This is a genomic window from Stenotrophomonas sp. 14P6.2.3, from assembly GCF_057799055.1.
The window spans coordinates 16759-41426 of the sequence record NZ_JBYOLA010000021.1 but is presented as its reverse complement, the minus strand read 5'-3'; the positions used below and the strand labels follow the sequence as shown (position 1 = coordinate 41426).

Below are 24668 nucleotides of genomic sequence, written 5' to 3'. Positions count from 1 at the left end.
TGCGTGGATGATGTCCCGGCGCCCCAACCCATCCACGCATGGCGTGGATCTACTGCACGGCCTGGCCCCCACTGCGCGTCGACTGGTAGATCCACGCCATGCGTGGATGATGTTCCCGGCCCCCCCCACCCATCCACGCGTGGCGTGGATCTACTGTCACCTGCGGGAGGTAGACTGCGGCCATGCGCTTCATCGAAACCTTCCAGTCCGGCCCCTTCGCCGACACCGTGGTCAGCCTGCTGGCGGCGTTCGTGCTCGGCACCCTGATCGGGGCCGAACGCCAATACCGGCAGCGCACCGCCGGCCTGCGTACCAACGTGCTGGTAGCCGTCGGCGCCGCCGCCTTCGTTGATCTGGGCATGCGTATCGCCGGCAGCGCCGAGGCCGTGCGGGTGATCTCGTACGTGGTCTCGGGCGTCGGCTTCCTCGGCGCCGGCGTGATCATGAAAGAAGGCATGAACGTGCGCGGCCTGAACACCGCCGCGACGCTGTGGTGCTCGGCTGCGGTGGGCAGCTGTACCGGTGCGGACATGCTGGCCGAAGGCGTGCTGCTGACCGTACTGATCATCGCCGGCAACACCCTGCTGCGGCCACTGGTGAACGCAATCAACCGCATCCCGATCAACGAAGCCGCCAGCGAGGCGACCTACGAAGTGCGCCTGAGCGTGGATGCCGACGCGGTGCCGCGCGTGCGCGAGCGCCTGGTCGATGCACTGGAAGCAGCGCAGTACCCCGTTGGCGACGTACAGCTGGTCGAGCACACCGATGCGCCTACCGACGTGATCGCAGTCCTGGTCAGCACGGCGGTCAGCGCCGACGAGCTGGACGTGGTGCTGGCGCGGATGGAGCAGGTGCCGGGCGTGCTGCACGCCACCTGGGAAGTCAGCACCCGCGATTGAACGCGTGTCGGCAGTTCATCCACGCATGGGGTTGCTCTACTGCTCATGCACGCGCCAGGCGCTGCTGCGCACGCAGCAGTCTGCGGAACGAGGCGCAGCGCCGCGCATCCTCGGCGTGTGGACAGTCCGCAGCTCGCCGCAGCCGATCCTGCACCCGCTGCAGCTCGCGGATCTGCCGTTGCAGCGCATCGGCCTGGGCCAGCAATGCCGTGCGGTCCAATGCGAGCCCTGCCCCCTGCGGCATCGCCGCGCCGATCTGCTGCAGCGACAGACCTGCTGATTGCCCCAGGCCGATCAGCGCCAGCCGTTCCAGCACCTGTTCGTGGTACTGCCGGCGCAGGCCGCGCCGCCCCAGCACCTGCAACAGGCCCAGCTGTTCGTAGTAGCGCAGGGTCGAGGCCGGTACACCGCTGCGGCGCACCACCTCACCGATATCCAGTTCCCGCATCGTGCTTGACCTCAAGTGGGCTTCAAGCGCCACCATGGTCGTACTCCCCGCGCAAGGCAAGCCCATGGCCGATTCACTCCCGCTCGATCAGAACACGCTCTGGAACGGCCCCGCTGGCGAGAACTGGGTCGCGCAGCAGGCCCTGCTGGACAGCCTGTTCCAACCGATGGCCGATGCCCTGCGCGACGAACTGCCGGCTACCGTCACGGAACTGCTGGACATCGGTTGTGGCACCGGCGCCAGCACGCTGACCGCCGCCACGGCGCGTCCCGATGCGCGTTGCACCGGCGTCGACATCTCCGCACCGATGCTCACCCTCGCCCGCCAGCGTGCCGCCGCGATCGGGCGCGACATCGACTTCATCGTTGCCGACGCGCAGCGCCATGACTTCGCAGCAGCGCGCTACGACTGGATCCAGTCGCGGTTCGGGGTGATGTTCTTCGAGGACACGCAGGCCGCCTTCGCCAACCTGCACCGTGCCGCCCGAGCCGGCGCAGGCCTGCGTTTCATCGCCTGGCGCAGCGCGCAGGACAATCCGTTCATGACCGCCGCCGAACGCGCCCTTGCAGACCAGTTGGTGCTGCCAGCGCGAGCACCGGGTGCACCAGGACAGTTCGCCTTCGCCGATGGCGAGCGGGTGCGTCGGCTGCTGCAGAGTGCCGGATGGCAGGACGTGGACGTGTCGCCGCTGGACCTGACCTGTTTCCTCACCCGTGACGCGCTGGCCAGCTACGTCGGCCAGCTTGGGCCCGTGGGCCTGGCCCTGCGTGCGCTGCCGGCCGAACCCGCCGATGCGCTGCTGCAGCAGGCGCTGGCCGCGTTCGCACCGTTCATCGAAGGGGATCGCGTGCGGGTGGAGACCGCCTGCTGGATGATCCGCGCCCGCGCCTAGCAACAGAAAGGGGGACGGAGGGGATCAATTCGTTCATGCCCCGGCTGTGCGGGAAACGACTTGATCCCCTCCGTCCCCTCTTCTCTACAGCGCCTCGCCTGCATCGGCCAGCCGCGATTCGATGAGCGCGTACCACTGCTCGAGCATATCGACCAGCATGTCCAGCTCGGCGTCGGCGCGCTGCGCGCGGCCGCTGCGCAGGCAGGCCTGCGCCTCCTGCAGCTGGGTGAGGAAGCCGGCAACGGTGTCGGCCTGCAGGATCAGGCCCGGCAGCCGGCGCCCGGGAATGCGCACGACCGCATGGTTGCCGAGCTGGCCGTACACGCTGAGAGTGGCTTCCGTCTTCATGGACAAGGGCAGGAATTGGGCATTCATCAGGTGCACCAGGGAAGAAACCTGCCCACCGGCAGGCGTGGAAAACGGGGGAGACGTTTCCACGTCCTGCCGGCAGAACAGGGGGGACTCGGGATGCCGGGGCGGACCCCGGCACGGGGATTCAATGCGCTCGGGCCACGCCGGCGATCTGCACCCGGCGGTTGGGCGCCAGGCAGGCGATCAGTTCGCGCCGGTTGCGTTGGTCGCACTGCACCAGCGGTTCCGCCGCGCCCCGACCTTCGGCACTGATGCTCGCCGCTGATACGCCGCCCTGTACCAGCGCCATGCGCACCGCCTCGGCACGTCGCTGCGACAGTGTCTGGTTGTAGGCAGCGCTGCCGATGCGGTCGGTGTAGCCGACCACCTGGATCGACTGCACCTGGCTGGCCTCACGCACCTGCGCCAGCACGCCCTGCACTGCCTGCTGGCCGGTGGCACTGAGCACCGCACTGTCGAAACCGAACAGCGCATCGGCAGCCAGTCGCAGCGGCTGCTCCGGCAAGGGCGCCGGCGGTGGCGGTGCAGGCGGACGCGGCGGGTCCAGTACGGCAGCGCACGATTCAGGCTTCCAGTAGCCGCCCTGGGCGATGCCCTTGTTGTCGAAGCGCACCTGGAACTGGCAGGTGAAGTATTCGGCGCCCTGTGCGGTGCGGAAGTTGAACAGGTAGTTCCATTCGCGCACGCCCCACATGCCTTCGTTGAAATGCGGGGTGCCGAGCAGCGTGTACAGCTGGCGCTTGCTCATGCCCGGCGCGAACCGGCGCAGGTCGGCGATATCGGGATAGATGCCTTCCTTCAGCGAGGCCTTGCTGGCCTCCGGGAAGGTGACGGCAGTGCTGCCGGCAGGACCGTCGGCGGCCGGTGCGTGGCTGCGGCAGGCAACCAGCAGCCCTGCGGCCAGGATCAGGCCCAGCGTGGCGGCGACGCGGCCACTGCGAGCGATGCGATGCGGTTTCATGTCATTCCCCTGTAGACGTTGCGCTCCGCGCCGGGCCGCGAATGCGACCCGGCGCGGGCGATCACCACTGGATGCCGGCACCGACGGCCACACCGGCCTCGCCACGGCTGTTGGTGGAACCACTGAACTTGTAGATCCAGCGGCCGCCCTCGGAAACACCGGAGATGCCCAGGGCCACGCCGGATTCGCCGTTGTAGCTGCCGGCAGCGATCGAGGCCATGTTGCGGCCGGCTTCGCTGGGCTGCGGCAGCGACGCGGTTGCCATCGCCGAGGCGATACCGGCCGAGGCGCGGTTGTCGGTCTTGCGCAGGTCGCGTTCGAAGCCGCCCATGCGCTCATCGGTGTAGGCCTTGGACCAGTCCAGCGTCTGCGCCATGCCCGACTTCAGCTGGTCGACATTGACTGCGTCGGTACCGGCGGTGCCGGCGGCGACGTTGCGCACCGTGGTCGGGCCACTGCTGGTGCTGCCCAGGGTCACGCTGTTGTAGTTGGTGGCGCCGTTGGTGGTGGTGTCGTAGCGGATCGTGCCCTGCTGCGAAGCCTGCAGCTGACGCACGTTGACCGCATCCGTTGCCTGCGAGCCATCGGCCACGTTGACCACCTGGCGTTCGGCACCGGCTGCCCCCACCGACACCGTGTTGGCGCGGTTGGCGACCGAGCCTGCACCCAGCGCCACCGAGTTGTCGGCCTGTGCCTGCGAACCGTTGCCCAGGGCGGTCGAGTTCGCCCCGGCAGCGGTGGAGCCGGCACCGCCTGCGGCGGAGTTGGCACCGCTGGCGGACGGATCGGCCAGGTTGTTGCTGTTGTTGGCGCGGAAGCTGCCGGCGACGTTGGTGATGTTCTGGATCTTCTGGTCGGTGTAGGACTTGGACTGATCGATGGCGTAGTTCACGCCATTCTTCAGCTGGCCGACGTTGGTCGCGTCGTGGTCGTCGGAGCCATCGGCCACGTGGGTGACCTTGCGCTCGCCGCCGCTGCTGCCCACCGCCACTTCACCGGACGAGTTGCTGGCACCGGTCTGGCCGTAGGCTCCGGTATAGCCGGTCTGCGCGCCGACGCTGGCCACCGAGCCTGCACCCAGCGCAACACTGTTGCCTGCGCTGGCATTGGCGCCGTTGCCGACCGCCACGCTGCCCGCGCCCGCTGCACTGGCCTGCGGGCCGACAGCCAGTGCTTCGGCACCGGTGGCCGTCGCCGCTGCGGCAGTGGAGTTGACCGCCAGGTACGGGCTGCCGCCACCGTTGCTGATGCGCTGGTTGAGCACCCGCAGCGAGCCATCCACTGCGGAGAACGCTGCGGTGACGTTGCTGTAGTCGTTGCCGGTGATGGTGCCATCGGTGGCGATGGTGGAGATGTTGAAGGTCGGCGCGGTCCACAGGCCGGTGCTGCCGTTGTACACGGTGCTGCCACCGAAGTAGCTGGCCACGGTCTGGTGGGTGCTGAACAGCTGGTCGCCGGTGATGGCATCGCTGCTGCCCGCCAGGATGCTGCCGGCAGCCACGTTGGTGACTTTCACCGGTGCACCGCCGGTACCACTGAGGGTCACGGTATCGACCACGTTGCCACTCCCATCCACGTCGTACTTCACGGCGCGCTTGTCCAGGTCATCGGTCTGGTCTGCAACGTTGGCCAGCGAATTGCTGACCGCATCGAAGGCCGTGCCGACGTCGTTGTAACTGCCCTGGCTGACGGTGCCATTGGCGGCGACGTTGTTGAGCGTGTAGGTCGGTGCGGTCACCACGCCATTGGCATCCACCGCAGCGCCGCCGCCGAGGTGGGTGGCCACGGTCTGGTTGGCCGCGAACAGCTGCGCACCGTTGATCGCTTCGCTGCTGGCCGCGCTGATCTGGCCCGGGCCGAGGTTGCGCAGCGTGGTGGCCGTGCCGGACTGGCCGAGCGTGGCGCTGCCGTAGTTGACGCTGCCGTCGCCGTTGACGTCGTAGCGCAGCGCGCCCTCTTCCGAGGCCTGCAACTGGCCCAGGTTGACCGCGTCGGTGGTGGCGGTACCGGCGGCGACGTTGGTGACCTGGCGTTCGGCGCCTGCGGCACCGATCGACACGCTGTTGGCACGATCGGCCAGGCTACCGGCGCCGACGGCGATGGCGTTGGCTGCAGTTGCGCTGGCGCCGGCACCGACGGCGATCGATTCGGCGCCGCTGGCCACAGCTTCAGCACCGGTCGAATTCACCCGCAGGTACTTGGTGCCGGTGTTGCGGATGTCGTTGATCTGCGTGTTGAGGTTGACCAGCGAGCCGTCCACCGCATCGAAGGCGTCGGTGACGTTGTCATACAGCCCCGAGGCCACGGCGCCACCGGTGGAGATGGTGCTGATCTCGAACAGCGGTGCGGTGAACGTGCTGGTGAGCGGATCGAATGCTGCGCGTCCGCCAAAGAACTTCGCCATGGTGTCGTTGCTGGCGAACAGCTGCGCACCGTTGACCGCCTCGCTGCTGGTGGCGTTGACCGCGCCGGCGGCCAGGTTGCCGATGGTGGTGGTGCCGGTGCCATTGCCGAGGGTGACACGGCGGTAGTTGGGGTCGCCTGCACCATCCAGGTCATAGGTGACCGCCGCTGCGCCAACCGCATCGATCTGGCTGATGGCGCCCTTCAGCTGGGCCACGTTGACCGCATCTGTGTTGGCGCTGCCGGCCGCGAGGTTGGTGATCTGCCGCTCGCCACCACCGGCGGTGCCTACCGACACTTCACCGGCCGACACCTGTGCTGCGGTCAGGCCGTAGGCGCTGTAGCTGGCCTGGGCGCCACGAAGTGCGGCCGAGCGGTAACCCAGTGCCACCGAATTGGCCTGGTTGGAGGTGCTCTCCGCGCCGAGCAGGGTTTGCCCGTTGGCGGTGCCGCTGGCGCTGTCACCGACCACCACCGAGTGCCCCATGCGCGCCGCGTAGTCGGCGGTGGGAACGCCGGTCGGATCGGTCGGATCATTGGCGCCCGCACCGGGGAAGGCCACGCTGGCATCGACTTTCGGCAGCTCATGGCGGGCATTGGCGCCGATCACCACTTCTTTCGAACCGTTGGCATAAGCGCCATCGCCCATCAGCACCTGGTAGTCCTGCGCGGCGTTGACCGCCCAGCAGGAGATGTCGGCCAGGCCGATGTCCAGGCACTTGGCCGCCCAGGCCGGCGAATCCTTGGGCAGCAGCAGGCCCAGCAGGCCGCCGGGATTGCCGTTGTTGATGTTGTAGATGTAGCTGTCGGAGGTGACGCCACCGATCAGGGTCAGGTGCGAGCTGCCACCGGTGACCGCGCCGCCCAGTCCATTGAGCGTAGTGCCGACCGGCGTGGCATTGACCACCGGCAGGCCGAGCACGCTGACCGTGGAATAGGTCTGCATGACATTGGCGGTGCTGAGCTTGAGGTTGCCGTTGGACAGGTAGCCGGTGCCGCCGAACAGGCTGGCGGTGGTCGGGCCGAGCAGTTCGGTGACACCACCCACCAGGCCACCGGTGCCGATCACCAGGCCCGCATTCGGGTCGGCGGCGGCCGGCGCCTTCGGGCTGGTCGGCGGAATGGCCGACGGCGAGGTCAGGCCGAGGCTGCCCAGGGTATTGCCGACCAGGCCGCCGACGGCCCCGCCGAGGCTGTTGACGGTACCGGACAGATCGCCGTTGAGCAGGCTGCCCACAGCATTGCCAACACCATTCAGCGCAGTACCGACGCCGTTGAGCAGGCCGCCCAGGCCGAGCGCGCTGTTCTGTGCGGCGACGGTTGCGGTGCCGGCCAGCTTGAGATTGCGATCAGCGACGAGTTCTTCGCCGTCCTTGCCCTGCACGCGCACCTTGCCCGCCACGCCGGCATCGAACGCGGCGGTGATCGCGCGGTCATCGGTGTCGCCCGGCAGCTCTTCCTTGGCCGGCAGTGTGACCGCGGCGGTGGCACCGGCCTGGCCTTGTCCTTCGATGTGGTTGCCGGCCACGACCAGATGCGAATCGACCTTGCCATCGACGGCCGCTTTCAATCCGGACGGCGTTGCACTTGCTGCGGCGGCAACCTGGGTACCGGCATCGACGCTGGCAACCGGCGTACCGGCGATGCCGACGTTGGCCTTTGCTGCCGCATTGGCAGACAGGCCCAAGGGTGCCTGCGCGGCCGGTGCGACGTTCGCGGCGACCGCGGCATCGACACGGGTGGCGGCGACGTTGCCGACGCCGATGTTGGCGCGCACGTCGGCGCCGAGCGCCGGTGCGGTCACCTGGCGCGGCGTGGCGCCGGCGGCCAGCTTGACCTGCACGGTGGCCGGCAGGACGTCGCGCACCACCGGCAGCGAGGTCGTGCTCAGCTGCAGGCCGACGCGTGCGTTCGCACTGATCGCCGGGTTTGCCTGGGCCTGTCGTGCGGCCGCTGCCAGCGCCACTTCGGCATCGACCTTCACCGGCATCGGCTGGGTGTACTTGGCTGCCAATGCCTGCAGATCGCGCAGCGATTGGCTGGACTCTGTTGCCGCCGCAGGCCCGCTGGCCAGCACGCACAGCAGTGCCAGGGCCAGGGTGCTGGGCACCAGAAGGCTGGCACGGCGGTCGCGCGGTGCGGTACCACCGCTATCGCCGGTGGCCAGTTCCGAGGCCACAACCAGAGCATTGAGCTGGCGGTTCCATACACGCCGGTAGATGCGGTTCATGAGCATTTCCCCCGTAGGCGGACAACTTGAATGTCAGTGGACTTGCCGTTAGGCAGGTGACTGACATTTCGCGCCTTTCAGCGAGGGCTGAGCACTTCATTCCGGCAGGGCAATCGCGCATTCCGGCAAATCCACGGCCGGATTCGGCAGCCGCATATGCAAAACCGGCAGGGAGGGCTGGCCGGGCTGCGCCCGGCACCCGCAGAGGCCACGTCAAAGGCAACAGCAACGGCAAAAGCTGGGTTCCTGGGGGATGGCGGGGTGGGTCCGGCTGCGGGGGACGCTGCAAGTACGTCCATGTAAGCTCGGTCGCGCCATCCATGGCGCTCACGCCCCCGCAACCGGACCCACCCCGCCTTCGACAGTTTCCTGCACGCGTTGCAGTAGAGCCGGGCCATGCCCGGCTGAGGGGAAAGTCGGATCACCATTTTTCATTTAGATCGAAATAATCAATCAGAATCGAAGATTCACTCACGCTTTCGAATGCGCGATGGCCAATCCCACCGCCCTCGGGAAACTGTCAGGGGTGGGGCGGTGTGGGCTTGCAGGACCGTTGGCGCCATGGATGGCGCCATCGAGCCCCCATGGATGGGTTTACGGCGTGTCCTGCAAGCCCACACCGCCCCGCCAGCCCACAGAAGACCCAGAGCCGGCTGTTGCTTTGGCTTTAGGCGTTGGCTTTAGGATTTGGCGGGTGCCGGGCGGCAGCCCGGCCGATACCCTCAGGCCGGTTGGCCGAGCTGTGCGGGCGCGCGCATCAGGGTGTCGCGCGGCAGTTCGCCAAAGACTTTCCGATAGTTGTCGGCAAAGCGCGACAGATCCCACAGCCCGCAACTGAGGGCGATGGCCTTGACCGAGCGCCGGTTGGAATCGGCCATTGACAGGCTGCGGCAGGCCGCGCACAGCCGCAGCATCGACAGGTAGCGATTGGGCGAGGTGCCGAACAGATCCTCGAACGCATAGCGCAGGCCGCGTTCGCTGACGCCGGCGGCGTCGCAGATTTCATTCATGTAGATATTGCGCCGCAGGTTGAGGCGCATGAAGTTCTCCGCCCGCTGCGCGATCAGGTAATGCGTGCGGCGGGCGCGACTGCAGCTGGGCCGGTCGGCTGGGCCTGCACCGAGCAGCGCCTGGATATGCTCATGCAGCAGGCGCTCGGTTTCTTCCGGCTGCAGCGCACCGCCCTGCCCCAGCTGTGCATGCAGCTGCTGGTAATGGCGTACCAGAGGCATTGCATCATCGCCGAGGTTGAACAACGAAAGTGCCTGCCCCGCCGGTGGCGTGCTGCGCAGGCTCAATTCGGTCAGCTTGCGCTGCACGCGCGCGACCGGCACCAGCATCAGCGTCATCTGCGTGCCGGGGCTGAGCGTGAACTCACTGATGCCTTCGGGCATCACGGCCAAAGCCATTCCCGGCGTCAGCGGCACGCCATGGCACCAGCTCAGTGCATCGTCGGTGGTGTGCAGGTAACCGAGCATCGCCCAGTCGGGGGGCAGCATGAATCGGCCGCGACAATGGAAGCCGCAGGTGATACTGCAGAACAGGGCTTCCTCGTGAACGCGCGAAGCGAATGCCGCGCGCGGACCATTGCCATCAAGCAGCAACAGCTCCACATCACACACGCGGAGCACGCCGCTCAGCGTGGCCAGGTCGATCGACCTGAGATCGCCGTCGTCGTTGTCTTCCACCCCACCATCGACCATGACAGTGTCGTCCCCCGTTTGGTCTGCTGCACGACCCCGCCCCCACTGCCTGACAGGGCGCACGCCGTTTCCAAGAGCATCGTCCGTTGCCGTGATGGTCGCTGCGTAGCACGCGCGTCCATCCATGAAAATGCAAAACCTTGAATGCGAGTATGCCCGATAATCCGCGGCCGTAAACAGGATGTTTCAAGGCTGACGGATTATCGGCTGCGTGAAGAAATTGTGTGTGCGAGTGGCATGGTTTTCGCATGCGCGCAGATCGACCTCACATTATCTGCACGAGCATGAATCGTTTTGCGCAGGAACGGATTTACGTCACAGATCGTGATCGGAATATTCAGGAATTCAACGAATCTGCCGAATTTGCATATAGGTTCCGGTTGCAGGGAACCGCCATTCAGGCAAAGTCGAATACACGGTGATCGGGCACGCAGATAGCGGCCACACCCAGGGGGACAGCATGACCATGCACGTACGACATACCGTTTCGACCACCGGCCTGGTGCCGTGCGGTCGCGGTTGCGCGGCCGCTGCCCTGCCCGGGAATGATCACCCTGCTTGAGCACAGCGGGATTGCCCGCCGTGCCTCCTCCGCCAGGATGGCAGAGGCCTACGGACGGTCCCGGCGGAGCCGGGCCACCGCCCATGCAGGTTTCCTGCAGCAACTGACAGGTAGAGGGAGACAACCGTCATGAACGCATCGATCCGCAAGTTCCTGAAAGAAGAAGATGGCGTGACCGCGCTCGAGTACGGGCTGCTGGCCGCCGTGATCGCCGGCATCCTGATCGTGGTGGGCAGAACCCAGATCACCGCATTCTTCACCACGTTGTTCACCCGCCTGCAGGCCATCGCCACCGACGCCACCACCACCTAGCCGTCGCGCGGGGTGCAGCACCTGCGGTCGCTTCGATAGCGACCGCGGTGGCCGATGAAGGGGTCTGCAACTGTCCAATGACGGACGAAGAGGGTGTGCGATGACACTGCTGGGATTGCTGGCCATGGGAGTGTGCCTGCGGATCGCGATCAGCGATCTGTACGCCCGCCGCGTGCCCAACACCTGGCTGCTGGCCGCGTGCGCGATCGCCGTGCCACTGATCATCGCCAACCAGTTCAATGCAACGCGCACGACCTGGGCGCCACACCTGCTGGGCGCGGCACTTGGCCTGCTGGCTCTGCTGCCGTTCTACGCGGTGCGCTGGATGGGCGCCGGCGATGTGAAGTTCTTCGCCGTGCTCGGCCTGCTGCTGGGCTGGAAGGCATTGCTGCCGGTATGGGTGCTTGCCAGCCTGGCCGCAGGCGCCCACGCCATGCTGGTGATCGTCGGACGGCAGTTGGCCGGTCACCTGCCGCTGCGCCTGCAGATGCAGGTAAATCGCGCCAGCACGCACTGGAATGGGCACCCTGCACTGCGCGAACTGCACGCTGCGCGCGCGGGGCGCCAGGGCATTCCTTACGCGGCCTATCTGGCCTTCGCTGCGATTGGCTGGGTATTGGCAACCACTTATGGAGGCGTGGCATGAAAGCGTTCGCACGTCGCCGCCAACGCGGCGTGGCCAGCATCGAATTCGCATTGATGCTGCTTCTCGGCCTGGTGCCGCTATTGCTGTTCACCTTTTCCGGCGTGCTGATCATGGCCGCGCAGCAGACCCTGGCCACGGCCTCGGCCGAGGGCGCGCGCGCTTCGCTGCGCTATGGCAGCGCCGGCGAGCGGCGCACCGCAGCCTGCCTGGCGGCCCGCCGCTCCATGCAATGGCTGTTGCAGTTTTCCAGGCAGAACCCCGACTGCAGCGCTGGCGGCGCCGGTGCCATCGTGGTCTCGCCGCAGGCGCCCTGCGCCGGCCTGGCGACGGTGCAATGCATGACCGTGACCGTGAGCTACGACTATAACGCCCACCCCTTCCTGCCCGGCACCGCCACGCTCTATGGCTGGGTGATGGGCGCCCCCATTCGCAGCGTCGCGGTCGCCCAGCTGGACCTTGGCAGCAACTGACGATCGGTACAGGAGACGTTCTTCATGCTCAAGTTGACCCGCATCGCCGCCATCGCCCTGATTGCACTCGCGGTGCTGCTCGCCGTGGTCGCCTTCGTGATCGGCCGCAAGCCGGCGGCCTCGGCGGACAATCCGAGCACGATCGTAAAGGCCGATGCGCAGACCTTCAGTGTCGTTGAAGCCACCGCGCGGCTACCCGCCGGCGAGCCGATCAGCGCCAATGGCGTGCGGCTGACACAACGCACCGCAGAAGTGCCGGGGGCGGTGGCCGACCTGGCAGCGGTGGTCGGCAAGGTGCCGGTACAGGACATCAGCGAGGGCAGCGCGATTGGCGCCAGCCTGCTCGCGCAGGGCTTCTCGCTGCAGCTGCGGCCGGGTGAACGGGCACTGGCGGTGCCGGTCGATGAGCTGGTCGCGGCAGGCAACCGCATCCTGCCCGGCGATTTCGTCGACGTGTTCCTCAACCTGCGCAGCGCCGCTACCAGCTACAACGGCCAGCAGGACATCGCACAGACGCGGTTGCTGCTGTCACGCCTGCGCGTGCTCAGCTACGGCCAGCAGGACATCGCGGCAGCGCACACGAGCAGCCAGGGCGAGGCACCGGCCACGGCGCACAACGACTCACGCGCGGCCGATATCACCAATGGTTCCAGCAGCACTCACAGCAACGGAAGCGGCAGCGATGCCACGCAGCCGGCACGCACCGCGGTGCTGGCGGTACCGGTGGCCGACGCCAACCGCCTGCTGCTCGGCGCGCAGCAGGGCAAGCTGTTCCTCGCCCTGCGCAATCCCGCCGATACCGGTCTGCCGGACCTGGCGCTGTTCCCGCAGGCGCGCGGCGTGCTGGACCCGGTGCTTGGCCTGGACAACGAACAGCAGCAGGCTTTGCAGCGACCGGAGAACAACGCCTATGCCGGCCTGGATGGCGACGCACTGGCTGGCCGCAGCAGCAGCGTGCAGCGCAACGCCCACGAAACGCCGACGCGCGCACCGGTGCAGCGTCGCTCGACACCGCGACCGGCGGGCATCGAAATCATCCGCGGCGACACCGCCGCCCCCCGTGGCTCCCTTTGACCCATGCCGAGAGCACACATGACTGAACGTCGCTACTGCCTACGCCCCACTGTCCGCCAGCGCTGGCTGGCCCTGCTGCTGGTGCTGCTGGCACCGGGTGCGAGCGTGGCTGCCGACGATCTGCTGCTGCAGACCCGCGAACAACGGCCATGGACGCTGCCGGCCGACCTGGAACGGGTTGCCATCGCCGACCCCGGCGTGGCTGACATCGTGATGCTGCGCGGCGCGCGCCAGGCACTGCTGGTCGGCAAAGCACCGGGCACCACCACCCTGCTGCTGTGGCACCGCAAGCAGAGCGAACCGCAGCGTGTGCAGGTGCGCGTGCAGAGTGCCGTGCAAGGCGCTGCCGATACCGGTTCCAGCGGGCTGGTGTTCACCCAACAGGACCATCAAGGGCTCCTGCAGGGAAGCAGCGACAGCGTGCTGGCGCACATGCAGGAGCAGAAGACCGCAGTGATGGCGCTGGGCAAGGACGGCACCCTGGCCGACGCCTCCACCATCAGCAGCGGCGGCGTGGTGCAGGTCGAGGTCAAGGTGGTCGAATTCAACAAGACGGCGCTGAAGCAGATCGGCATCAACTTCCAGAACCGCAACGGCGGCTTCGCCTATGGATTCGCCCGACCGGGTGGGCAGCTGCCAGGCAACACCGGCATCCTCCCGGGCATGAAGGAAGGCGAGTCCAGCAACGAAAGCGAATCGCCGATCTCCTCGGCGTTCCGGCTGGTGTTTGGTTCGACCAAGGGCCTGTGGAACGCGGACGTCGACCTGCTGCAGGCCAACGGCATGGCGCGCGTGCTGGCCGAGCCGACCCTCGTTGCGTTGTCCGGGCAGAGCGCCAGCTTCCTGGCCGGTGGCGAACTGCCGATCCTGGAGCCGCAGGGGCTCGGCACGACCACGGTCACCTACAAGCCGTTCGGCATCGGCCTGACCGTCACCCCCACCGTGCTCTCACCGAACCGCATTGCGTTGAAGGTCGCGCCGGAAGCCAGCGACCTGGACTACACCAATTCGATCGCGCTGAACGGCGTGCAGATCCCTTCGATCACCACCCGCCGCGCAGATACCACTGTCGAGCTTGGCGATGGCGAGAGCTTCGTCATCGGCGGCCTGGTCAGTTCCACCGTGGCGTCGACGGTCAACAAGATTCCCCTGCTCGGTGACCTGCCGATCATCGGTACGTTCTTCCGCAACTTCGACTACAAGCGCCAGGACAAGGAACTGGTGATCATCGTCACGCCGCGGTTGGTACAGCCGATTGCCCGCAATACCGAACTGCCGCTGCCCGGCGATCGCGAGGCCAAGCCGAACATGCCCGAATGGGGCGCGTGGCTGCTTGGCCCGATCAGCCGCGACCCGGTGCCCGGTTTCTCGCGCTGACCCACATGACGTCCCCGGTACCACGCCCATGCCCTACGCCACTGCCCTGCCGCTGCACCCGCAAGGACCACCGATGAACCTGGTCCTGTACGGGATCGACCGCGAACTGCTGCCGCGCCTGGCTGCCAAGCTGCCGCCGGCCACGGCATTGCATTGGCAGGACAGCGGCGAACCGACCTCGGCACAGGACCTGCAGCGTGGCCCGCAGAACCTGGTGCTGCTCGACTTCCGCCCGGAGCATGCGTCCGCATCAACGGTGCTGGCGCAGCAGCTGCAGCAGACCCAACCGGAATTGACCCTGGTGGCGGTGGGCGCCACCAGCGCCGGCCAGGTTGAAGGCGTGGTGATGGCGCTGCGCGCCGGCCTGCGCGATGTGCTGGACCTGGACAGTGACAACACCGGCATCGAAGCCGCCCTGCGTCGCGCCCTGTCACCGCGGCCCGCCGCAAGCGCACAGCAGGCGCACAAGGCGCGGCTGATCGTGCTGCTGGGCGTACGCGCCGGCGTCGGCACCAGCACCCTGGCTGCACATCTGTCGGTGCTCGCACAACAGACCCATACCCTGGCCCAGGGCGATGCAGCGGTGCAGGACGGGCTGCTGATGGAGCTGGCGCAGCCGGCCGGCGACCTCGCCCTGTACCTCAACCTGGACAGCCGCTTCCACTACGAAGATGCGCTGCGCAATGCCAGCCGCATCGATGCCACCCTGGCGCGCACCGCGATGGCCCGGCATCCCAGCGGCCTGGTCCTGCTTGATCGCGCCAGTGGCAGCGACGCGCTGCCGCCGTCCGACCCTGGCGCGCTGCTGCAGCGCCTGCGCAGCGTGTTCGCCAGCGTGCTGTGCGATGCCGGCGGCTGTCCGCTACGGCAGTTGCCACCGCTGCTGCTGGACCAGGCTGATGAAATCTGGCTGGTGGCCGATGCATCGATCGCCACGCTGGTGTCGCTGGACCACGCCCTGAAGCACCTTTCCGGCCAGCGCGATCGCGAGAAGCGGCTGCAGCTGCTGATCAACCGCCACGACGACAACAGTGGCATGAGCCCCGAACAGATCGCGCGCCGCTTCGAGCTGCCGCTGCTGGCCACCCTGCCCGAGCGGCCACGGGTACGCACGGCTGCCAGCCATGGTCATCTGCTGCTGCAGGATGCGCCGCGCGACCCGTACCTGCGTGCCCTCGCCCCGCTGGTGCAACGCCTGGATCCGGCTGCCTGCCCGGTCCAGGCGCATGGCCTGCGGGAAAGACTTGCCCTTGCCCTGGGTGGATCGCAATGGAAGACAAAGTGACCCCGTTCCCGCACGTTGTCGCCCGCAACTCGGTGCCGGAACATGCACCGGGCAGCCTGCCGTTCGCACAGACCGAGCAGTACCAGAAGGTGCTGTCGGCCGCGCACGAGCACCTGCTCAACAGCATCGAAGACGAGCGCATCGACATCGATTCCTGGGCCCCTGACACCATCGCCCGCTGGGTGGAGGTGCAGACGGTCAGTTTCATCCAGGAATGGCGCATCCCCATCAACGAAGAAGAAATGCAGGTGGTGGCCGAAGGCCTGGTCAAGGAGCTGACCGGGTTCGGCCCGCTCGATGACCTGCTGCATGACCCCACCATCGAAGACATCCTGATCAATGGCTTCAAGGATGTGCATGTGTCCCAGGGCGGGCAGCTCAAACGCGCGCCACAGCGCTTCACCGACGACACGCACCTGCTGCGCATCCTGCGCCGCATCATCGCCCCGCTCGGCCGCCGCCTGGATGATTCCAATCCGATGGTCGATGCGCGCCTGCCCAATGGCGGTCGCCTCAACGCGATCATCTCGCCGTTGGCGGTGGACGGGCCGATGGTGTCCATCCGCAAGTTCCGCAAGGACCCCTTCACCCCCGACGAGCTGCTGGCCAAGGGCACCTTCGATGCACCGATGCAGGCGCTGCTGAAGGCGATGGTGCTGGGCCGCTGCAACATCCTGGTCTCCGGCGGCACCAGCTCGGGCAAGACCTCGCTGCTCAATGCGCTGGCCAGCTATGTGCCGGCCAACGAACGCGTCATCACCGTGGAAGACACCGCAGAGCTCTCGCTCAACCACCCGCATGTGGTGCGCCTGGAGAGCCGCATCGGTGGCGCCGAGGGCCAGGGCGCGGTCAGCATCCGCGACCTGGTACGCAACAGCCTGCGTATGCGTCCCGACCGCATCGTGGTCGGCGAGGTGCGTGGCGCCGAGGTGCTGGAGATGCTGCAGGCGATGAACACCGGCCATGACGGATCGATGGCCACCATCCACGCCAACTCGCCGCGCGACTGCCTGTACCGCATCGAGATGCTGGCCGGTTTCGCCGGCTTCCAGGGCAGCGAGGACAGCCTGCGGCGTCAGATCGCCAGTGCCATCGACTTCATCGTGCAGATCTCGCGCCTGGGCAGCGGCCGCCGCGTGCTGGTGTCGATCACCGAAATCACCGGTGTCAGCGACAACCTGATCACCACCCAGGAGATGTTCCGCCACGAAGTGCAGATCGATGGCAGCGGCAAGGAAACCGACCGTTGGATCGGCCTCGGCTTCCAACCGCATTCGCACAAGCTGGAGCCGTTCCGGCAGTTGCTGCGCGAATCCCTCTACGGAGACTTCTGAGCATGAGTACCGGCCTGCTGCTGGGTGTGCTGAGCATCGTGTCGGTGCTGCTGGCGCTGGCCGTGTGGTTGTGGGGCACCGCCAGCACCCGCGAACAGCGCCAGGCGTCCCTGCAGCATGCCGAGCAGCAGCTGGCGCGCGGCACCGGCCCTGGCGCCAGCACCGCCAACGACGCGGCACGGCAGGCACCGCTGCCTGCGCCGGGTCGCCGTACCCTGCCCTGGGACGGACAGCTGCAACGTGCCGGCCTGACGCCGGGCTGGAAGCTGCCACTGCTGATGCTGCTGCCGGGCATCGCCCTGTCCGCATTCGCGGTGCTGCGCCTGGGTACTGCCTGGATGTTCCCGCTCACCCTGCTGCTGTACCTGCTGGGCTGCTGGCTGTGGCTGATTCGCCGCACCGGCAAGCTGCAGGCGCAGCTGCTGCACCAGCTTCCGGACTTCCTCGACAACCTGGTACGCCTGACCGCACTCGGCAACAGCCTGCAGGCCGCCTTCCAGGTCGCCTCGATGCAGACCAACGCACCACTGCGTGGCCTGCTCGACACCACCGTGCGCTATGCCCGTGGCGGCATGGACCTGGACCGCGCGCTCAACCTCGCTGCACAGCCCTACCGCATGGACGTGCTGAAGGTACTGGCGGTGGTGATGGGCGTGAGCGTGCGCATCGGTGGCCGTGCCGACCAGATCCTGCAGCGCATGGGCGACTTCATGCGTGACCTGGAACAGGCCCAGCAGGAGCTGGCCGCGACCACGTCTGAAACCCGCATGTCGGCCTGGGTACTGGGCCTGCTGCCACCGGCCAGCGCGGTGTTGATGGCGATCTCCAGCCCCGAGTTCTTCCAGCCGGTGCTGCACGATCCGCTGGGCCACAAGATCCTGTTGATCGCCCTGTGCATGGAACTGACCGGCGCCTTCCTGCTGTACCGCCTGGCCAAATCGCTATGAACATCCCCGTCCACACAGGAGGCATCCAATGAGCGCCAGCATCTGGTTCGTGGCCGCCCTGCTGGTGCTGGCTGCCGGTGTGGCCCTGCTGGGGCTTGGCAGCTGGGTGCGCGGCCATCGCGAGGACCGCAGCGCGGCAACATTGAAAACGGCGCTGCGTCCACGCGAAAGCGATGAGGGCGGTGCCGATGCGCGCAAGGATTCGCTCGGCTGGCTGGAGCAGTTCGGTCGTGGGCTGAGCGGCGGCCGCCTGGAAACGGCCCTGCTGGCCGGTGAAGATCGCCTGCTGTTGGACCTGGCTGGCTGGAACACCCGCCGCGGCACCGCCATCTACCTGGGCCTGCGCCTGCTGCTGGCGGTGCTGGTGCTGGGTATTGCGTTGGCGATCAGCGATGCCACGGGGTTGTCCAGGATCATGGTGGTGATCGGCGCGCTCGCTGCCGGCCTGCTGCTGCCGAAGTTCGCGCTCAGTGCGTGGGTCAAGCGGCGGCGGCGTGCCGTGAACAATGAACTACCGCTGTTGATCGACCTACTGCGGCTGCTGCAGGGCGTGGGCTTCAGCATGGATCAGAGCCTGCAGACACTGGGCGACAAGCTGCGCGACGCGTTGCCGGTACTGGGCGGGGAAATCCAGGAAGCGAATGTGTCCTACACCCACGGACGCACGCGCGCGCAGTCGCTGCGGCGGCTGAGCGATGTATACGGCGACGACGACCTGTCCAGCCTCGTGCAGTTGATCCTGCAGGTGCATGCCCATGGCGGTGCCGTGCAGGAACCGCTGCGCCAGTTCAGCATCCGCCTGCGCGAGCAGCGCCGCAACGCGTTGAAGGAAAAGGTCGGCAAGCTCTCGGTGAAGATGACCGTGGTGATGATGCTGACGCTGCTGCCGGCACTGATGCTGGTGCTGGCCGGACCGGCGCTGGTCGCGCTGGCCACTACCTTGTCGAAAATGGGATGACCTTCATGCCTGTCCTGCGCCCCGCCTGCCTGTTGCTTGCCTTGGTTGCCGCCGCTGCCGGCTGCAGCTCCACCACGCCGAAGTACCTGCGTGCGCCGAGCCTGGCCGAGCCGACGCCGGCCCCGCAGGACAGTCGCAACGCCTATCTGGAGCTGATCCAGCGCATGCAGCTGCAGGGCGCCTGGTACGCCTCGCTGGCGCACGTGGATGCCTTCCGCCAGCGCTACGGCGATACCCCGGCACTGCGCCTGCTGCAGGCTGATGCGCTGCGCCAGACCGGCCAGATCGATGCGGCGCTGGCGTTGTACCGCGAACTCGGCAACGGCCCACAGGCCGCGGCCGCCGCGCATGGCATCGGCCTGATCGCCGCCCTCCGTGATGATGACGACGGCGGCGAGCAGGCACTCGCACGTGCCACCCAGCTGAATCCCCTGAACACCGATTACCTGGGCGACCTCGGCTATGCACGGCTGCGCGCCGGTCGCTTCGAACAGGCGCGCGAGCCGCTGGCCAAGGCGCTGGAACTGTCGCCGGGCAACGCCAAAGCCACCGCCAACCTGGCCTTGTGGGCGCTGCTGCGTGGCGACACGGCCACCGTCGAACGACTGGCCCAGCAGGCCAGCTTCAGCGAGGAAACGCGCCGCAGCGTCGAGCAGCAGGCATTGCAGATCCGTACGCGGCTGCAGCAACGGCAGGCAGCCGCCAGTGCTGCGGCGGCAGCGACGCGACCGGTCGCTTCGGTAACCGCCAGCCCACCCGCCGCAGGCCCGCGCCTGGCCGCCGAACCCCGCCGCGATGGCCGGGACCAACGCGACCCGTCACGACTGCCACCCTCGATGCTGGAACGCTTCGGCACCACCGACCATCCCAACGGGAACACGCCATGACCTCGACGCCGCTGATCCGCTGCCTGTTGCCGATGCTTGCCGGCTTGTCTTTCGCTGCGGTTGTGCAGGCGCAGACGCCGCAGCAACCGTTGACCGGGCAGATGCTGGGCGGCGCTGCGCCCGCGCCGACCGCCGCGCCTCTGCACAGCGAGCCGTTGGCCACCGTGGACGTATCGCAGGAACAGGCTCCACCGCCTCCGCCAGCCCCTGCAGCTGCAGCTGCACCCGATTTCGGCGGCACGCAGTTGCGGCCCAACACCTCGCAGATCGGCGACACCACCCGCAGCCTGTTCCGCCTGCAGGCCTCCGGCGAGGTAGCCGGCGCCCGCCTGCCGATCCTCGGCGACCAGGCCACATCCAGCTACGCGCGTTACCTGAAGAGCTTCCAGTACGACATCCCGCAATTCTTCGAAACCGACGTCGCCAAGTCCGCAGGATCCTCCCGATCCGGACGCTGAGGTCTGCCATGAACCGAGCACGCCACATCAGCTTCAGTCGCCCGCGCGGCGGTATGTCGGTCACCATGATGCTGGTGATGATCGCGCTGCTGGCAATGCTCGGCCTGATCGAGATCGGCTTCCTGTTCTGGGCCAAGCGCGATGCACAGAAGGTGGTCGATCTGGCCGCGTTGGCAGGCGCACAACGGCTCGACCTGTGCAACGCCAGCAATGCCGACAACAGTGCGGCCCGGCAGAGCGCACTCTCGCAGAACCGCTTCCGCGGCCAGGTGCAGATCCAGTGCGGCAACTGGAATGCCACCCGCGGAACGGCTGACCACTTCAGCCCGAGCGTGGACGCCAGCAATCCACGCAATGCGGTGCGCGTCGTTGCAGAACGCGGCGTGCTGCCGTTCTTCGGCCAGAACCGCACGTTGCCCACCCTGCGCGTGCAGGCGGTGGCCAAGCGCTCGGAACCCACCGCGGTGTTCGCGGTGGGTTCGCAGCTGCTGCGCACCAATGGCAACTCCCCCTTGATGGCGACCCTTCGCCTGGTCGGCCTGGACGTCACCAACGCGACAGTGTTGTCCTACGATGGCTTGGCCCAAGCGACCATCACCCCATCCGGGCTGCTGGCTGCACTGGGCATCCCGGTCACCGCTGACCTCAGCGTGGCCGACTTCAACCGGCTGCTGTCGATCAACCGCATCTCGCTGGCGCAGCTGGTCAATGCCACCGCCACGGTGGTCGGCCGCGAGACCGCCGTCGGCGTACAGCTGCAGGCGCTGTCCAACCTGGTCGGCACCCGGCTGGACATCAACCAGCTCAATATTCTGCTGGGCAGCCAGAACGGCGGCGGCGGCCTGTTCGCGCAGGTGATCTCACCGGACGGCACCATCGGCAGCGCGCTGGAATCACGGGTCAATGTGCTGGATCTTGTCACCGCCGCGATCTCCATCGCCAACGATGGCAATGGCGTGCAGGTGCAGGGCTTGAACCTGCTGGGCATCGACATCAAGGCCGGCGTGGTGGAGCCGCCGTCGATCGCCATCGGAGGTGTCGGCGCACGTGCGTACAACGCGCAGGTGCGGCTGATGGTGGACGTCGACAGCGACCGCCTGTTCGCGATCGGTCCGCTGTTGAACCTGCTCGGCACCCGCCTGCATCTGCCACTGCACGTGGATGTGGCCAATGCGATGGGAACATTGACCAGCATCCAGTGCGGGGCGACGCCACCGACGGCCACCGTCCAGGTCGATTCCTCGGTGCTGCGCGCCTGCGTCGGCAAGGTCAACGCAGCCGATCGTTTCTCCAAAAGCAACGTCTGTGACGCGACCCTGCAGAACGAGCAGCTGTTGAAGCTGCTGGGGCAGCCCTTGATCAACGACAAGATCACCCTGCCGGCGCTGACCAGCACGCAGAGCCTGACCCTGGCGGCCGGCCAGACCGGCTCGACCCGGATCAACCCGTTGGCCGTCGGCACCGCCGTGTCCGATCTGGTCAACGAACTGCTGCGCGTGCTGTCAGGCATGCTCAGTTCGCCCAAGCAGGGCATGAACGCCAATGACACCGCCAAGGCATTGGCCGACCGTTATCTGCAGGCCGCCTTCCCCAGCGGCGGGCGCTACAACGTGGACCAGGTGATTCCGTTGCTGCGCGATGGCGATCCGTCACGCAACCTCGCACCGTTGGGCAACTGGACAGTCCCCAAAGGTGTACCCAAGCCGTGCCTGCTTGGCCTGACCACCTGCTGGGAAGATGGCTCGGTGTGGACGGGCTACCGCACCACCGTGACCGGCCAGGGCCTTGGGTTGCTCGACGGCCTGCTTGGCTCGCTGGTTGGCGGCCTGCTGATCAACCGCTGCGACAGCCTGCTGGGCAACCTGATCGACTACAACGGTTGCGTTCGCACCAACCTGGCGTCCTATATCCAGACCGCCCCGGCAGGATTCCTCGACGGCCAGAACGGCGGCGGCGTGACCACCCCGGGCAACAACGTGACCTGCAGCGGCCTGCTGTGCGCGCTGCTGAATCCGGTGCTGGCGGCACTCAAGCCGGTGCTCAACAGCGTCGGCACCCTGCTGACCAATACCCTGGCCAGCCTGCTCGGGCTGGAACTGGGCCGCACCGATGTCAGCATGCAGTCGATCCAGTGCAGCTCGGCGCAGCTGGTCTTCTGACCCGCGCGGGCGCGGGTTGGCGGCGCCCGTGCCCATGCTAGACTCGCGGCGGGGAACCACTTTCAACTCAACCCACACTACATCCGTGGATGGTCTAGACATGCGAGAAACTTCAGGGGGCACCGTCTTCGCCCGGTATCCGCGCGGCGCAGCACTGCTGGCCGTGGCCATGATCGTGGTGGCGCCGTCGGCGCTGGCCGCACGTGGCGATCGCACTGCCACCGTCGAGCCGGCCAAGGCCGCACCGGTGGTACGCAACACCGTCGACGAACTCAAGCAGTTGATGGATGCGCAGCAGCTCACCGAGCTGCGTACCACCTACAACGGCAACTACGGCGCCAGCCTGCTGTTCAACGCCAATACCCTGACCTACTACGTGGCCCTGTTCCAGGAGAAGAACTTCTGGCGGGTGATCAAGACCGATGCCGTCGACAACGCCGAGCGTGTCTACCGCACCTTCGCGCAGCAGTCCGAACAGCTGGCGCAGGTCTACATCGACACCACCCGGCTGGAAGCCGGCAAGCGCTACACCGAGCGCCTGGTGGCCTACAACGAAGAACGCCTGCGCACCCTGCAGCAGGAAATGGAACAGCAGCAGGCGCAGTCGGCGCAGGTCAGCGCAGCGCTGCAGCAGGCCCAGCAGCAAGCGGTCAGCCTGAGCACCGACGTGCAGAGCACCAACAGCCAGCTCGATGCGCTGCAGCGCCGGATCCAGATCCTGCAGGCCGAACAGGGCAACCCGGAGCTGAGCCTGCCCAAGCCGGATGCAGCAGCGTCGCCGGCCGCCGCCAGCGACGGCCGCTGAGGCTTACCCGGCTGCAGACCAGAACGGCACCTTCGGGTGCCGTTTTTCGTTGTGCTCAACGACAGGCCTCGCGTACCGCGTCATCCAGCTGCCTGCGCTGCAGGTAGTCGAGCCTGCGTGGCTTGGCCAGCGTCTTCACCTGCTGCTGGCGCGCTTGCTCGCAGCCGCGTGGGTCGGCCGTGATCGATATCAGCGCGGCCTGCGCGCGCCCACGTCGTGGCGTACGCGTGGTTCTGCTGCGGGCAGGCTGCACGGCCGAAGGTAGCGGCCCACGCGCCCTCGACTCCACATCTGGCACTTCCCAGCGCCACTCCGCCCGCCCCTGGCAGGGCGTCTGCTGGTAGACCGGGTGGTCACCATCGGTGCATTTGTAGACGTTGGTCTGCGCCGCCCCGACAGCGGCCAACAGCAGTCCAGGCAACACTCCGCATCTCGGCATCTTCATGACTGGCCCTCGCGCGTCCGATGGCCATGGTTGCCAGCAGTACGGGCCTGCCGCCAGAGCGAGTCGCGTCAGCGCAACGAACCCGTCAATCCGCCACAGCCGTGCAATGCACACGGCACATCGTGCGCTGTACTGCCGCAGGCGCCGGCGAACCCGCAGGCGTCTTCCCTCCCTTCCGCCAAGGAACCAGCAATGAGCAATTTCGTGACCGTCAATGATGGCGCCCGCATCTTCTACAAGGACTGGGGCACCGGCCAGCCTGTCGTATTCGCCCATGGCTGGCCGCTGTCGTCCGACGCCTGGGACCCGCAGATGCTGTTCATGGGCCAGAACGGCTACAGGGTGATCGCCCACGATCGTCGCAGCCATGGCCGCTCCAGCCAGACCTGGGACGGCAACAACATGGACACCTACGCCGACGACCTCGCTGCCGTTCTGGATGCGCTGGACGTTAAGGACGCGATCCTGGTCGGCCATTCCACCGGCGGTGGCGAAGTGGCCCACTACATCGGCCGCCACGGCAGCACGCGCGTGGCCAAGGTGGTGCTGGTCGGCGCGGTGCCGCCGTTGATGCTGAAGACCGCCAGCAATCCGGCCGGCACCCCACTGGAGGTCTTCGACGGCATCCGCAAGGGCACCGGTGGCGACCGTTCGCAGTTCTTCAAGGACCTGGCCACGCCGTTCTTCGGCGCCAACCGTGATGGCAACAGCGTCACCGAAGGCATGCGTGATTCGTTCTGGCTGCAGGGCATGCTGGGCGGCGTGAAGGGCCAGTACGACTGCATCCACGAGTTCTCGGAAGTGGACTACACCGAAGATCTGAAGAAGATCGACGTGCCGGCGCTGGTGGTGCACGGCGATGACGACCAGATCGTGCCGTTCGACGCCTCGGCCAAGCTGTCTTCGCAGATCATCAAGGACGCCGAACTGAAGGTGTATGCCGGTGCGCCGCACGGCCTCACCCTTACCCATGCAGATCAGTTCAACGCCGACCTGCTGGCGTTCGCACGCAGATGAGGTATCGCGGCGGCGCTCCGGCGC

General features: G+C 67.2%; 22 protein-coding genes. 16 read left to right on the top strand and 6 right to left on the bottom strand.

Translation table 11 applies throughout. The annotated features are described in order from the left end of the window. Nucleotides 1-182 precede the first annotated feature (182 nt). Nucleotides 183-899, top strand: a complete 717-nt coding sequence (locus AC27VL_RS15535) for an MgtC/SapB family protein (protein WP_205404385.1) — start codon at nt 183-185, stop codon at nt 897-899. Nucleotides 900-942: 43 nt separating this feature from the next. Here AC27VL_RS15535 and AC27VL_RS15530 read toward each other — a convergent pair whose 3' ends face one another. Beyond that, nucleotides 943-1347 carry a MerR family transcriptional regulator gene (locus AC27VL_RS15530; protein ID WP_488767241.1) on the bottom strand — a complete coding sequence of 135 codons (405 nt, stop codon included), beginning with the start codon at nt 1345-1347 and terminating at the stop codon, nt 943-945. Between the two features lie 64 nt (nt 1348-1411). On the opposite strand from AC27VL_RS15530, the gene AC27VL_RS15525 reads away from it, so the two are divergent. Beyond that, entirely contained in the window at nt 1412-2239 is an 828-nt protein-coding gene (locus AC27VL_RS15525; protein WP_488767239.1) for a class I SAM-dependent methyltransferase, read from the top strand. A gap of 84 nt (nt 2240-2323) precedes the next feature. Here AC27VL_RS15525 and AC27VL_RS15520 read toward each other — a convergent pair whose 3' ends face one another. From AC27VL_RS15520 to AC27VL_RS15505, 4 genes are all read right to left on the bottom strand, one after another. Further along, the gene (locus AC27VL_RS15520; RefSeq protein ID WP_170929478.1) at nt 2324-2614 is read right to left on the bottom strand and encodes a DUF6959 family protein; all 291 of its coding nucleotides are present in this window, start codon (nt 2612-2614) and stop codon (nt 2324-2326) included. 121 nt (nt 2615-2735) lie between these two features. Beyond that, nucleotides 2736-3572, bottom strand: a complete 837-nt coding sequence (locus tag AC27VL_RS15515; RefSeq protein ID WP_488767237.1) for an outer membrane protein assembly factor BamE — start codon at nt 3570-3572, stop codon at nt 2736-2738. A gap of 61 nt (nt 3573-3633) precedes the next feature. Then, the gene (locus AC27VL_RS15510; protein ID WP_488767235.1) at nt 3634-8205 is read right to left on the bottom strand and encodes a YadA-like family protein; all 4572 of its coding nucleotides are present in this window, start codon (nt 8203-8205) and stop codon (nt 3634-3636) included. A gap of 722 nt (nt 8206-8927) precedes the next feature. After that, nucleotides 8928-9908 (bottom strand): AraC family transcriptional regulator, encoded by a 981-nt coding sequence (locus AC27VL_RS15505; RefSeq protein ID WP_100552753.1) that lies wholly within the window; start codon nt 9906-9908, stop codon nt 8928-8930. Nucleotides 9909-10599: 691 nt separating this feature from the next. Here AC27VL_RS15505 and AC27VL_RS15500 point away from each other — a divergent pair. From AC27VL_RS15500 to AC27VL_RS15440, 13 genes are all read left to right on the top strand, one after another. Then, on the top strand, nt 10600-10782 hold the full coding sequence (locus tag AC27VL_RS15500; protein ID WP_025878547.1) for a Flp family type IVb pilin: 183 nt from the start codon (nt 10600-10602) through the stop codon (nt 10780-10782). 100 nt (nt 10783-10882) lie between these two features. After that, entirely contained in the window at nt 10883-11428 is a 546-nt protein-coding gene (locus AC27VL_RS15495; RefSeq protein ID WP_089235915.1) for an A24 family peptidase, read from the top strand. After that, nucleotides 11425-11898 carry a TadE/TadG family type IV pilus assembly protein gene (locus AC27VL_RS15490; RefSeq protein WP_089235916.1) on the top strand — a complete coding sequence of 158 codons (474 nt, stop codon included), beginning with the start codon at nt 11425-11427 and terminating at the stop codon, nt 11896-11898. The genes AC27VL_RS15495 and AC27VL_RS15490 overlap by 4 nt, the downstream gene beginning before the upstream one ends. Before the next feature lie 24 nt (nt 11899-11922). Continuing rightward, entirely contained in the window at nt 11923-12972 is a 1050-nt protein-coding gene (cpaB, locus tag AC27VL_RS15485) for a Flp pilus assembly protein CpaB (protein ID WP_191077902.1), read from the top strand. 18 nt (nt 12973-12990) lie between these two features. Then, complete coding sequence (locus AC27VL_RS15480; protein WP_191077901.1) at nt 12991-14349, top strand: type II and III secretion system protein family protein; 1359 nt, start codon at nt 12991-12993, stop codon at nt 14347-14349. Between the two features lie 28 nt (nt 14350-14377). After that, nucleotides 14378-15634 carry a CpaE/TadZ family protein gene (locus AC27VL_RS15475; RefSeq protein WP_089235919.1) on the top strand — a complete coding sequence of 419 codons (1257 nt, stop codon included), beginning with the start codon at nt 14378-14380 and terminating at the stop codon, nt 15632-15634. Continuing rightward, nucleotides 15619-16968 carry a TadA family conjugal transfer-associated ATPase gene (locus AC27VL_RS15470; protein ID WP_089235920.1) on the top strand — a complete coding sequence of 450 codons (1350 nt, stop codon included), beginning with the start codon at nt 15619-15621 and terminating at the stop codon, nt 16966-16968. Before AC27VL_RS15475 ends, AC27VL_RS15470 begins: the two co-directional genes overlap by 16 nt. Before the next feature lie 2 nt (nt 16969-16970). Next, nucleotides 16971-17915 (top strand): type II secretion system F family protein, encoded by a 945-nt coding sequence (locus AC27VL_RS15465; protein ID WP_191077899.1) that lies wholly within the window; start codon nt 16971-16973, stop codon nt 17913-17915. Between the two features lie 28 nt (nt 17916-17943). Next, nucleotides 17944-18873 carry a type II secretion system F family protein gene (locus AC27VL_RS15460; RefSeq protein WP_100465653.1) on the top strand — a complete coding sequence of 310 codons (930 nt, stop codon included), beginning with the start codon at nt 17944-17946 and terminating at the stop codon, nt 18871-18873. A 5-nt stretch (nt 18874-18878) separates the two neighbouring features. Further along, nucleotides 18879-19760: a tetratricopeptide repeat protein gene (locus AC27VL_RS15455; protein WP_488767229.1), complete on the top strand. Its 882-nt coding sequence runs from the start codon at nt 18879-18881 to the stop codon at nt 19758-19760. Beyond that, complete coding sequence (locus AC27VL_RS15450; protein WP_100552759.1) at nt 19757-20218, top strand: DUF3613 domain-containing protein; 462 nt, start codon at nt 19757-19759, stop codon at nt 20216-20218. Before AC27VL_RS15455 ends, AC27VL_RS15450 begins: the two co-directional genes overlap by 4 nt. Before the next feature lie 8 nt (nt 20219-20226). After that, nucleotides 20227-22377: a TadG family pilus assembly protein gene (locus tag AC27VL_RS15445; protein ID WP_100552760.1), complete on the top strand. Its 2151-nt coding sequence runs from the start codon at nt 20227-20229 to the stop codon at nt 22375-22377. A 100-nt stretch (nt 22378-22477) separates the two neighbouring features. Continuing rightward, on the top strand, nt 22478-23182 hold the full coding sequence (locus tag AC27VL_RS15440) for a DUF2968 domain-containing protein (RefSeq protein ID WP_191077896.1): 705 nt from the start codon (nt 22478-22480) through the stop codon (nt 23180-23182). A gap of 55 nt (nt 23183-23237) precedes the next feature. Here AC27VL_RS15440 and AC27VL_RS15435 read toward each other — a convergent pair whose 3' ends face one another. Further along, complete coding sequence (locus AC27VL_RS15435) at nt 23238-23627, bottom strand: hypothetical protein (protein ID WP_488767226.1); 390 nt, start codon at nt 23625-23627, stop codon at nt 23238-23240. A gap of 192 nt (nt 23628-23819) precedes the next feature. Between AC27VL_RS15435 and AC27VL_RS15430 the strand changes: the two genes are divergently transcribed. After that, nucleotides 23820-24644 carry an alpha/beta fold hydrolase gene (locus AC27VL_RS15430; protein ID WP_191077894.1) on the top strand — a complete coding sequence of 275 codons (825 nt, stop codon included), beginning with the start codon at nt 23820-23822 and terminating at the stop codon, nt 24642-24644. Nucleotides 24645-24668: the final 24 nt, after the last annotated feature.